The organism is Lysinibacillus sp. NPDC086135 (assembly GCF_044746345.1).
In the GTDB taxonomy this organism is placed as follows: Bacteria; Bacillota; Bacilli; order Bacillales_A; family Planococcaceae; genus Lysinibacillus.
In genome coordinates this window covers 18000-30338 of record NZ_JBIVCA010000012.1, presented here as the reverse complement: position 1 = coordinate 30338, position 12339 = coordinate 18000, and the positions used below count along the sequence as shown (strand labels likewise).

Annotated in this window: 10 protein-coding genes, 1 tRNA gene and 1 pseudogene; 10 read left to right on the top strand and 2 right to left on the bottom strand. The window is 37.3% G+C overall.

Annotation, left to right across the window (positions count from 1 at the left end):
- A pseudogene (locus ACIPKN_RS16045) lies at positions 1 to 345 on the top strand (hypothetical protein); the annotation flags it as partial.
- A gap of 57 nt (positions 346 to 402) precedes the next feature.
- Here ACIPKN_RS16045 and clpP read toward each other — a convergent pair.
- Positions 403 to 984 (bottom strand): ATP-dependent Clp endopeptidase proteolytic subunit ClpP, encoded by a 582-nt coding sequence (clpP, locus tag ACIPKN_RS16040; protein WP_132361998.1) that lies wholly within the window; start codon positions 982 to 984, stop codon positions 403 to 405.
- Positions 985 to 1541: 557 nt separating this feature from the next.
- On the opposite strand from clpP, the gene ACIPKN_RS16035 reads away from it, so the two are divergent.
- Positions 1542 to 1616 (top strand) — tRNA-Arg (locus ACIPKN_RS16035).
- A 443-nt stretch (positions 1617 to 2059) separates the two neighbouring features.
- On the opposite strand, the gene ACIPKN_RS16030 is transcribed toward ACIPKN_RS16035, so the two are convergent.
- Positions 2060 to 2674, bottom strand: a complete 615-nt coding sequence (locus tag ACIPKN_RS16030; protein WP_142509288.1) for a spore coat protein — start codon at positions 2672 to 2674, stop codon at positions 2060 to 2062.
- A gap of 188 nt (positions 2675 to 2862) precedes the next feature.
- Between ACIPKN_RS16030 and ACIPKN_RS16025 the strand changes: the two genes are divergently transcribed.
- The 8 genes from ACIPKN_RS16025 (at position 2863) to ACIPKN_RS15990 (ending at position 12284) form a co-directional block, all read left to right on the top strand.
- A complete protein-coding gene (locus ACIPKN_RS16025) occupies positions 2863 to 3444 on the top strand; it encodes a LemA family protein (RefSeq protein WP_400937762.1) in 582 nt (193 codons plus the stop codon).
- Positions 3444 to 4208 carry a TPM domain-containing protein gene (locus tag ACIPKN_RS16020; RefSeq protein WP_400937759.1) on the top strand — a complete coding sequence of 255 codons (765 nt, stop codon included), beginning with the start codon at positions 3444 to 3446 and terminating at the stop codon, positions 4206 to 4208. Before ACIPKN_RS16025 ends, ACIPKN_RS16020 begins: the two co-directional genes overlap by 1 nt.
- A 304-nt stretch (positions 4209 to 4512) precedes the next feature.
- On the top strand, positions 4513 to 6789 hold the full coding sequence (locus ACIPKN_RS16015; RefSeq protein WP_400937757.1) for a S9 family peptidase: 2277 nt from the start codon (positions 4513 to 4515) through the stop codon (positions 6787 to 6789).
- Between the two features lie 144 nt (positions 6790 to 6933).
- Complete coding sequence (locus tag ACIPKN_RS16010) at positions 6934 to 9210, top strand: S9 family peptidase (protein WP_400937755.1); 2277 nt, start codon at positions 6934 to 6936, stop codon at positions 9208 to 9210.
- A gap of 184 nt (positions 9211 to 9394) precedes the next feature.
- Entirely contained in the window at positions 9395 to 9631 is a 237-nt protein-coding gene (locus ACIPKN_RS16005; protein ID WP_053485826.1) for a glutaredoxin family protein, read from the top strand.
- Positions 9632 to 9648: 17 nt separating this feature from the next.
- The gene (locus ACIPKN_RS16000; RefSeq protein WP_400937751.1) at positions 9649 to 10257 is read left to right on the top strand and encodes an FMN-binding negative transcriptional regulator; all 609 of its coding nucleotides are present in this window, start codon (positions 9649 to 9651) and stop codon (positions 10255 to 10257) included.
- 431 nt (positions 10258 to 10688) lie between these two features.
- Positions 10689 to 10811 carry a hypothetical protein gene (locus ACIPKN_RS15995; protein WP_255505174.1) on the top strand — a complete coding sequence of 41 codons (123 nt, stop codon included), beginning with the start codon at positions 10689 to 10691 and terminating at the stop codon, positions 10809 to 10811.
- A gap of 441 nt (positions 10812 to 11252) precedes the next feature.
- Positions 11253 to 12284, top strand: coding sequence for a sugar-binding transcriptional regulator (locus ACIPKN_RS15990; RefSeq protein ID WP_400937749.1), 1032 nt, complete (start codon positions 11253 to 11255; stop codon positions 12282 to 12284).
- The last annotated feature ends 55 nt before the right edge of the window (positions 12285 to 12339 follow it).

The window sequence follows — 12339 nt, the reverse complement described above, 5'->3', positions numbered from 1 at the left end:
CTGAAGCGACGGAAAGAAAGGTCTGCGGCGGAAAGAAGAGTCAGAGCGACGGAAAGAAAGGCCGAAGCGATGGAAAGGAGAGCCGAAGCGATGGAAAGAAAGGCCGAAGCGACGGAAAGAAGAGCCGAAGCGATGGAAGAAGAGTCAAAGCGACGGAAAGAAAAGGCTGCGAAGGAAATAAGAGTAAAAATAATGGATAGAACCGTCAAAATGAAAGATAGAGTAGCCAAAGTCGTGGATAGAACCATTGAAATCGTGGATAGAGCCATTAAAGTCGTGGATAGAACCATTAAAATCGTGGATAGCCCAATCAAAGTGAAGGATAGTCCCATCAAACCAATATAGTTAATGTCGAACAAAAAAAGACATCTCAGAAATAATCTGGGATGCCTTTAACTATTTTTATTTGCGTTCCATAATTTGGTCGATTAGGCCGTATTCTTTTGCACGCTCAGCTGTCATGAAGTTATCGCGGTCTGTATCTCTTGCAATGACTTCAAGTGGTTGACCAGTGCGTTCCGATAAAATTCCATTTAATTTTTCACGTAAGAATAAAATACGTTTTGCAGCGATTTCGATTTCAGTTGCCTGACCTTGTGCACCGCCAAGAGGTTGGTGAATCATTACTTCAGCATTCGGTAATGCGAATCGTTTACCAGGTTCACCAGCAGCAAGTAGGAAAGCACCCATAGATGCTGCCATTCCGATACAAATTGTTTGTACTTGTGGCTTGATAATTTGCATTGTGTCATAAATTGCCATACCAGCAGTGATAGATCCACCTGGTGAGTTAATGTAAAGAAAAATATCTTTGTCTGGATCTTCTGCTTGTAGGAATAGAAGTTGAGCAACAATTGAGTTAGCAACGTTGTCGTCAATTGCACTTCCTAATAGGATAATACGGTCTTTTAGTAGTCGTGAATAGATGTCATACGCACGTTCACCACGACTTGTTTGTTCAATAACTGTAGGAATTAAATTCATGTTAAATCCTCCTTAAAAAACTAAATTCGAATACTTTTGCTGAAAACTTCCTTGGTAATTCAGCTGTATCCTTATCATACACATTATAGTCAGGGAAGGTCAAATATTAACCCTGTTAAAGTAAAATAAATTAAATCAATTTTGCCTTGGCGTAATTATAGTGCTGCTTCGCTTTCACAGAGAAAACATTTGTCGCCGCCGCGCCGCCCTCGCCCAGAAAACATTTTATCTTACCGCATTGCTTTTGCTACAAAAAACATTTACCGTTGCCGCTTCGCTTCCACGCATATAGACAGCATGTATCAGCACAATTCAGAATCTGTGATATCCGTCTGTGGTTTATCTTTTTTCCGTAGTATTTTGACGCTTATTGAATGAAAAAAAAAAGTTAAAATGTTTTGCATTCTATAGTTGAAATATGGGCAATACGTTTGTATAATTGATAAGGTCACATAAGTTAAAGTACAGTACACTATTTTGCAGGTATGCTTCACATGAGGGTTATCTACATCATGCTTTTCTAAAGCCTAGGGTGAGTACTTTTTTTTTGTTTAATTGCCCTCGTGGTGTAATGGATAACACGTAAGATTCCGGTTCTTGCACTGGGGGTTCGATTCCCTCCGAGGGCGCCATTTTACTGATTATTTGATTTACTTTTATAACTCAATTCTCCTAATAAGTAGTTTAGCAGCCTGCTTAGTGGGGAAAAGAGAAGGGAATATAATGGAAATATTGCCTAAGAGGCATTATTCCCGTATATGTTCCTTTCAAACCTTCAAAAAAGCAACAATTCCAAATTATTTTTTAGTGAACATACTGTACGTGAAGACTAGTTATACTAGTCGAAAAAAAGAATCCTATCTGAGGGGATTCTTTTTTTTTTGCAAATAATTAAAAATAGCACCAGGATGAATGGATAAACATTTACTCCTGGTGCTATTTTTAGTTTTTCGCATTGTTTTTATGAATGAAGTTTTTGCGGATCCACGAACGAAAGCATTTTTTATAAAAAGTTAAACAAGAGCAGCCCCTGGGTGATAGTGACCACAGAGGGGGCTGCTCTTGTTTTTTAGAATTAATGAAGGGGATTTGTTGTAGTGCTGTATGCATTAAGCATCGTTTGCATATCTTGTTGAGAAAATTGAGGTACTTGATAGTAGCCATGCATATTTTGGTATATAGATAATTCGTATGCCATTTCAATGCAGTTGGGAATACTATCTGCAATAACGCGACGAACAACAGGGTTTGTAGTTTCTGTTGCTGCTGCAGTCATACCTTTTGCCACACCTTTTTGAGCGCCAAGTAAGAAGCCAGAGATACATTCATCGCTGAGCTCATTTGCATTTTGCATTGGCTTTTTAGGTTGGCCAGGAGTCAATCCATATTTAAAATTATTTCCTGTCTCCATTTGATAGCGACCTGTAGGAACAGATGGATCATGACCTGTGTTATAAGATTCCACAATAGTGTTATACATACCTAATGTGAAATTATATTGGCGATCCAAAATACTAAGCAACTCTGTGTCCTTAACATGTGGACGTAAAACAATGGATTGATTCATACAAGCAATGATTGCACCTATTGTTTCATGCAAGTCCATTTGCTCATGTCCACCATGATTTAGGCTTTGTTGTTGATTAAACGATGTTTGGTTTGATGATTCGTTTTGAAACGATTGTGTCAAAAAAAGCGCCTCCTAAATATCATAGTTTGTTACAGTATTAAGTATGGCACGTTAGAGAAATTTCATACGGTATTAATGCATTTGCATATATGTAGAATAGGGATGTTTTTTTGCTGCACATTAGTGGTAAGAAAAAAGAAAGGCTTATCATGGATGATAGCTAAAAGAAAGCGAAGGAGGTTTTAGAATTGAAAAAAATATTTGGACCTGTAGGAATAATCGTTATTATTTTAGTTGTATTGGCCTTACTATTTATTCCAAAATACAATAGTCTAGTAACGGCAGAGGAAAGCGTAGATTCGAAATGGGCGCAAGTTGAAAATCAGCTACAACGTCGCTACGATTTGATTCCGAACTTAATAGAATCTGTAAAAGGTTATGCTAACCATGAGAAAGAAGTGATCGCTAGCATTACAGAGGCACGTGCACAAATGGGAAGTGCTCAAAGTCCAAAGGAACAGGCGGTTGCCAATGATGCATTAAACGGGGCACTTAGTCGATTACTAGTAGTCGTAGAAAATTATCCGAATTTAAAGGCAGATGCAAATTTCCGTCAATTAATGGATGAATTAGCTGGGACAGAAAATCGTTTAGCAGTGGCTCGAGAAGATTATAACAATGAAGTGCAGACTTTTAATAAAACGGTTAAACGTTTTCCAGGCAATCTTATTGCAGGGATGTTTGGTTTTGAACAGAAAGAATACTTTAAAGCAGCTGCGGGTGCTGAAAAGGCACCATCTATAGATTTTGGCAGTTCAGGTAAACAATAATGAAACGGTTAATATTCCAACTTGCTATTGTTAGCATCATGTTTATTCTGTCTATAAGAATGGCGGAGGCCGCAATGCCGACACCGATGAAAAATACGTATATTCATGATTTTGCTAATGTTTTATCAACATCCGTAAAGGAAGAACTCAACCACTATTCCGAGCAGCTAGACAAAGGCACAGGTGCTGAAATTATGGTCGTAACGGTAGATACTATTAACGGAGAAGAACCAAAAATGTATGCAACAAAAATGATTCGTTCATGGGGTATTGGCGATGCGCAAAAAAATAATGGTGTTTTAATTTTAGCAACGTTTGGGCAGGGCGATGGCAATAATGATGTCGTCATTGCTGTAGGCCAAGGTCTAGAAGGAGCATTACCTGATGGCAAGTTGGGGCGCATTTTAGATACAGCGTTTTATCCAAATGCAAGAGCTGGAGACATTAATAAGGCATTTAAAGCAACGTATGCAGACGTATTTCAAACTGTCGCACAGGAATACAATTGGGATGGAGAGATGCCTGAAAATACAGCTGACAATGAAGAAATGCCACCGTGGGTGATTATTTTAATCGCTATCATCGTACTTGTTATTTATACATTTATTTCTAATGGTAGAGGAGGAGGGCCTCGTTCTGGTAGACGTGGCGGTTTTCCGGGTAGTTTTCCAGGTGGATTCGGAGGTGGCGGCTCTAGGGGCGGTGGATTTGGCGGATTCGGAGGCGGCTCATCTGCTGGTGGAGGAGCAAGTCGGAAATTTTAATTTCAGATGCCAGCCTTATGTAACGTAAGTGAACCGGTAGTTACAAGTGTTTTGGTAGAGACAAATACAGAAGTCTCCCTCCTTTATAGGCGGTGGGATGAAGCTTTCGGTGGATGTCACGTAATTATGCCGAGGCACAACTGTTTATAGTAAAAAAGTGAACTCAATGCAGTTTGCTTTTTTTATTGGTTTAAAAGGGAAATATACTTAATTATTATCAATAATTGACAATGTAGATAAAATTGCTATAATTCAATTATATCGACAAACGATATAACATAAACTGATATATGGAGGAATCATTTTGAAGAAAAGATTTTTATCAGCATCATTAGCGGTTATTTTAACATCATCTGCGGTTATTCCTGTATCTATGCAGGAAGTGCGCGCTGCCAATGAAACTAGCAGTCAAGTAGAAGTAAAAGAGGAACGTCTATCTGCTAAGGAATTTTTAGATTTAACTGTAACAGCCTTAACATTCCAACATGGATCAGAGAAAATGCGTCAGCAAATCATTGATACGTGGGTAAAAGGCGAGGAATTAAAAGATTTAAGTGTCCATATTAAACGTGATGAAGCTGCACGTATTTTAGTAAGAGCTTTAAATAAAGAGGAAAAAGAAGCAACACTTGCTGAGTATCAAGAAAATGCAAATAAACTTGGCTTATTTAACGGTCTGTCAAATAGTGAAACAATTTCTAAACAAGATGCGGTTAAAATTTTAAATAACGCTAAAAATGTGAAAAATGGTGTCAGCAATAATGAAGGCGTGAAAGAAATTTCTGTCGAAGATTTCATGAAAAATCCAGGAAACGTTGGCTATGAACTTTCACCGGATGGCAATTACATAACTTTTAACGCTGCATGGGAAAACCGTAGAAACGTTTTCGTAAAAAAAATGAATGACGATAGCGAGCCAGTACGTGTATCTAGTTCAACGGATCGCGATATTGGTGGATCCTTCTGGAAAGATGATAATTTACTATATGTAAAGGATAAAGGTGGCGATGAAAACTTCCACATTTATTCAACAACATTTAATGGTAATGAAGAAAAGGATTTAACACCTTATCCGAATGTAACAGTTGGGGTATTAAGTAGCTTAAAGGGCGTTAAAGACGAAATCCTTATTATGATGAATAAAGAAGATGCAAAAGTCTTTGATGTGTACAAACTTAACCTAAAGACTGGTGAAACTACACATGTTGCGAAAAACCCTGGTAATATTACGAGCTGGATAGCAGACCGTGATGGAAATGTACGTATGGCAGTTGCTTCAGATGGTGTAGTAGGCACTGTTCTATATCGAGATTCAGAAAAAGATGAATTTAAGCCATTTATTGAAATGGAAGAAGGGGATCAAGTAACGCCACTTGCTTTCTCTAAAGACAATAAACATATTTTCGCAACTTCTAATAAAGGAAGAGACAAAGTAGAAGTAGTTAAATATGATTTAGAAGGTAAAGAAGAAGTAATTATGTCTAACTCAGAAGTAGATGTAACGGGTGTATTATATAATGCTGAGAAAGATAAAGTATTGTACGGTGCATATGTATCAGATAAGACACATTATCAATTCTTTGACGAGGACTTTGAAAAACTATTCCGTAAAATTCAACATAAATTAGGTGTTCAAGAAAGTGAATTAGGCATTAATGATTACAATAAAGAAATGACAAAATTCATTGTTAGCGTTTCTAGTGACACTGTTTACGGAAAATATTATTACTATGATTCAACAACAGATGAAATGACAGAAATGGGAACGTTAAGCCCTTGGTTAAAACAAGAGGAGCTTGCAGAAATGCATCCAATTTCATATAAGAGTCGTGACGGCTTAACGATTAACGGTTATTTAACTTTACCGAAAAACAAAGAGGCTAAAAATCTCCCACTTATCGTCAACCCTCACGGTGGTCCGTGGGCACGTGATATGTGGGGCTTTAACCCAGAGGTACAGTTACTAGCTAACCGCGGTTATGCAGTACTACAAATGAATTTCCGTTCTTCAACTGGCTATGGAAAAGAGTTTTTAGAGGCTGGTAATAAACAATGGGGTCTAAAAATCCAAGATGATATTACAGATGGCGTACAATGGGCAATCGACCAAGGGATAGCAGACCCTAAACGCATCGGAATTTACGGTGCATCCTTTGGAGGTTATGCAACTTTAGCTGGGATTACATATACTCCAGATTTATATGCTGCAGCAGTGGACTATGTAGGTGTATCCAACATCTTTACATTTTTAAATACAATCCCTCCGTATTGGGACACATTGCGTAACCAACTTTATAAGCGTGTGGGCAATCCAGAAGAAGATAAAGAGCTATTAACAGCCGCTTCACCTGTCTTCCATGTGGATAAAATTAAAACACCTTTATTTGTAGCTCAAGGTGCAAATGATCCACGTGTAAACAAAGCTGAATCTGATCAAATCGTTGAAGCATTACGTGCAAGAGGCGTTGATGTGGAATACATGGTGAAGGATAATGAAGGTCACGGTTTCCTTAATGAAGAAAACAGTATCGAATTCTACACTGCAATGCTAAAATTCTTAGACAGCCATTTAAAAAAATAAGTATGAAAGAAGACTGTGCAGGAACTAAGTTTCTCGCGCAGTCTTTTATCGTCAGGACCAATAATTGACAAATATACTGAAGTTGGTATAATTTCATTGTATTAACAATATGCATAATGCGTACTGATATAAGGAGGAATCATTTTGAAAAAAAGGTTTTTATCAGCATCATTAGCGGTTATTTTAACATCATCTGCGGTTATTCCTGTATCTATGCAGGAAGTGCGCGCTGCCAATGAAACTAGCAGTCAAGTAGAAGTAAAAGAGGAACGTCTATCTGCTAAGGGATTTTTAGATTTAACTGTAACAGCTCTAACATTCCAACATGGATCAGAGACAATGCGTCAGCAAATCATTGATACATGGGTAAAAGGCGAGGAATTAAAAGATTTAAGTGTCCATATTAAACGTGACGAAGCAGCACGTATTTTAGTAAGAGCTTTAAATAAAGAGGAAAAAGAAGCAACACTTGCTGAGTATCAAGAAAAAGCAAATAAACTTGGCTTATTTAATGGTCTGTCAACTAGTGAAACAATTTCTAAACAAGATGCGGTCAAAATTTTAAACAATGCTAAAAATGTGAAAAATGGTGTTAGCAATAATGAAGGCGTGAAAGAAATTTCCATAGAAGATTTCATGAAAAATCCAGGAAACGGCGGCTATCATCTTTCACCAGACGGAAATTACATTACTTATAAATCTGCATGGGAAAATCGTTCAAATGTGTTCGTAAAGAAAATGAATGATGATAGTGAGCCAGTACGTGTATCTAGTTCAACGGATCGCGATATTGGTGGATCCTTCTGGAAAGATGATAATTTACTATATGTAAAGGATAAAGGTGGCGATGAAAACTTCCACATTTATTCCACAACATTTAACGGTAATGAGGAAAAAGATTTAACGCCATATCCGAATGTAACAGTTGCGTTATTAAGTGATTTACAGGGCGTTAAAGACGAAATCCTTATTACAATGAATAAAGAAGATGCAAAGGTCTTTGATGTGTACAAGCTTAATGTGAAGACTGGAGTAACTACACATGTTGCGAAAAACCCAGGTAATATTGCAAGTTGGTTAGCAGATCATGATGGAAATGTACGTCTGGCAGTTACTTCAGATGGCGTAGAAGGAACTATCCTTTACCGTGATTCAGAGAAAGATGAATTCAAACCATTTATTGAAATGAAAGCAGGAGATGAAGTAATGCCACTTGCTTTCTCTAAAGACAATAAACATATTTTCGCGACTTCTAATAAAGGAAGAGATAAAGTAGAAGTGGTGAAATATGATTTAGAAGGTAAAGAAGAAGTAATTATGTCCAACTCAGAAGTGGATGTAATGGGTGTATTATACAGTCCTGAGAAAGATAAAGTATTATATGGTGGATATATAACAGATAAAGCACACTATCAATTCTTTGATGAAGACTTTGAAAAACTATTCCGTAAAATTCAAAACAAATTAGGTGTTCAAGAAAGTGAATTAAGCATTAATGATTACAACAAAGAAATGTCAAAATTCATTGTTAACGTTTCTAGTGACACTGTTTACGGAAAATATTATTACTACGATTCAACAACTGACGAATTAAAAGAATTAGCAACGTTAGGCTCTTGGTTAAACCCAGAGGAGCTTGCAGAAATGCATCCAATTTCATATAAGAGTCGTGATGGCTTAACGATTAACGGTTATTTAACTTTACCGAAAAACAAAGAGGCTAAAAATCTGCCACTTATCGTCAATCCACACGGTGGACCATGGGGACGCGATGTATGGGGCTTTAATCCTGAGACGCAATTACTAGCAAATCGTGGTTATGCGGTACTACAAATGAATTTCCGTTCTTCAGCTGGATACGGTAAAAAGTTCCTTGAAGCTGGTAATAAGCAATGGGGTCTAAAAATTCAAGATGATATTACAGATGGCGTACAATGGGCAATCGACCAAGGTATTGCAGACCCTAAACGCATCGGAATTTATGGTGCATCCTTTGGAGGTTATGCAACATTAGCAGGTATCACTTATACACCAGATCTATATGCAGCAGCAGTTGATTATGTAGGTGTATCGAATATCTTTACACTATTAAATACAATTCCTCCATATTGGGAAACAATGCGTGAAATGCTTTATGAGCGTGTAGGGCATCCAGAAAAAGATAAGGAGCTATTAACAGCTGCTTCACCTGTCTTCCATGTGGATAAAATTAAAACACCGCTATTTGTAGCTCAAGGTGCAAATGATCCACGTGTAAATAAGGCTGAGTCCGATCAAATCGTTGAAGCATTACGTGCTAGAGGCGTTGATGTGGAATACATGCTGAAAGAAAATGAAGGCCATGGTTTCCATAATGAAGAAAACCGTATCGATTTCTACACTGCCATGCTAAAATTCTTAGATAGCCATTTAAAAAAATAAGATGAAAGTAAACTGTGCAGGGAGTACCTTGCACAGTTTTTTCTTAACTAGAGGCTCTAAAGGAATAATCCATGTATTCTAGAACTGTGCTTAGGGATAGGAGTCATTAGAGCCATTTTTTGAAGGGGACATTACACTCTCTTGTTTAATAGTTTTATAATAGCTCTTAAGGGAGGTGCTGTAATTGAACGTGAAATTTTTTAGTCGAGCTAATTGTGGACTATGTGTAGAAGGACTGCATACATTAAAGCTTGTACAGGAAGATATAGATTTCGATATAGAAATTATTAATATTGAAGAAGACGAGAGCATACATGAAAAGTATATGTTGATGATTCCGGTAGTAGAAAAAGATGGGCAAGTGATACAATACGGCAATTTGGATTACGCAACACTTATGGAGCATTTGTGTAGCGAATAACAAAGGGGGATTTGCTTATGTACATACCAGCGGCTTTTAAAATGAAGGATGTTTCAGAGATGATAGAAGTGATTCAGGAAAACAGTTTTGCAACACTCTTTTCGACTCATGAAGGAATGTCCTTTGCTACACATCTTCCGTTATTGTTGAATGACACAAAAGATTATTTAATTGGGCATTTTGCAAAAGGGAATCCTCAATGGAAAGATATTGAGAACCAAAAGGTTTTAGCAATATTTCATGGGCCACATTGCTACATATCTCCCTCATGGTATGAAACAAATCATGCTGTCCCAACATGGAATTATATAGCAGTACATGTTTATGGAGAAATCGAACTTATGGAAAACGATGATGAATTAATGAACTCCTTTAACAACATGATTAATGAATATGAACATCATACCAGCACATATAGCCTTACTCAGGTAGATGAGCAGCTTGTAAGTAACCTAAATAAAGGAGTTCAGGGCTTTAAATTAAAGATCTTAAGTATGGAAGGTAAGAAAAAGTTAAGTCAGAATCATTCTAATAAAAGACAGCATTTAGTGATTCAAAAATTAGAAGAAATCGAACATACAAATGAGCAGCAAATCGCTCGTTTAATGAAGCAAAACAATAAGTGAATCTTAAAAACTCCGCATTTTTTCTGCTATGTATATGGCGGTGAAGAAAGAGAGCAATTTTTTTGCTTCTTTTAGCGTGCTTCCAAACATCCACTGAAAAGAGGAATAGGCTAAGAACGCTACGTCTTATGGCAATTTATCTGTGCGAAAGCGTAGCGGCAACAACACACACAACTGAGGACCCACATCGAAATAATTGATAGTTACTTTACTCGAATTTTTAGCGGTAATAACCACAATTCACAAATTGTTCAATGAAAGCGTTTAGAAATTGAACAGTTTGTGAAGACCTTCACATTAGGCTTTATTTTTAAAAAAATAGGAGTAGAATAAGAATCAGTAAGAGATTGTTATAAAACAGTTTATCGGAGATATCACATTTTTAGTGGTTGTTATATTACAAAAACATATAGTTGAAGGGAGATTTTACAATGTGGGTTATTACAGTATTTGAGAAAAAGGACGTTCGTATTTTTGAATACACAAATAAAAGTGAAGCAACAAAAGCTTTAGGCGGATTTAAGAAAAACGCAATTTTATCTTTCACAAAATAAGCTAACAAAAAACTCGTAGCCATGACAATGTGGTTACGAGTTTTTTTGTTAATAGAAACTAAACACTGATTAATCAGACTCACTACCATAACGTGGGGGTGATTTCCGTTCCTGCTGGGCGCTTTGTTGCTGCCGCTTCGCTTTCGCACAGAGCAAAGCTTCCGAAGGGGTCCGATGAGCCGCTTCGCTCGCTCCGGGGTCTCGGGCCAACACAATTGAAGGCGTTATCACATGACGTGATGATTTTAGCGTAAAAAAATTTTTATAAGCCTTAGTGCATCCACATTTAGGTCACTATGCTTAAATTACTTTTCAATGCCAAAACATAACATTTACTTGCTCTTTATTTTAAAGCGTATTATAATGAAATTGTAAGTGGGACATAATTTTAAGTGGTGGGACAAAAAGTAACCCTCGACTATTATAAAGGGAGTAGATTATATGTTATCTGTACCTGAGGCGCAGCAAAGGCTACTTCCAGAAATGTATCCGCTTCTGCAATCAAGATATCGTATTTTGCAAACAGTTCAGCTTATGCAGCCAATTGGGCGTCGTACACTTGCTGATTCACTTAAAATGACTGAACGAGAAATTCGTAAAGAAACGGATATTTTACGTGAGCAAGGGTTATTAGATTCTCAAAAGTCGGGTATGGTATGTACAGACGAAGGTAATGTAGTTATTGATAAGCTTCGAGCACTCGTCTATGAATGGTCTGGCATTACACAGCTAGCTAAATTACTGAAAAACCATTTTGGCTTACAGCATGTAATTGTTGTTCCAGGTGATTACAATGAGGACGATACGATATTAACATTGCTTGGAAAAGAGGCAGCACAACAATTTATATCAACAACCTTTGATGGTCAAATAGTAGCTGTTACTGGTGGCAAGTCGGTTGCATCACTCGCGCAATTTTTACATCCAGCTGATGCAAACAACATTACATTTGTTGCTGCTCGTGGAGGTATTGGGCATGAAATGCAAATGCAAGCCAATACACTTGTCTCAACATTTGCCATGCAGATGGATGCACAGTATCGCACATTATTTTTACCAGAGCATTTAAGTGAGCAGGCCTATCAAGCAATGTTAACAGAGCCAATGGTAACTGAAATGATGAATTATTATGATCGTGCAGATTGTGTTATTCATGGTATTGGTTCGGCAGAAGAAATGGCAGTTCGTCGTAACTCATCGCCTGAGGATTTACAGATACTCGAAGAAAAGGGTGCAGTAAGTGAAGCATTTGGTTATTATTTCAATGCAGAAGGCGAAATTGTACATCGAATTCGAACAATCGGTATACAGTTTGAACAAGTGCAAAGAAGTAAGCAAGTCATTGCAGTTGCTGCTGGTAAACAAAAAGTGAAGGCAATGCTATCGTACTTTAAGGTAGCACCAAAGCAAACCATTTTTATAACGGATGAAGTAGCCGCAAAAGCTATCGCTGAAGGTTTACCTTCTTTATAAATTACTCAAATTTCGGCGGGTGCTACAACACTCTCTGAATGAGAATAGGGCCAAT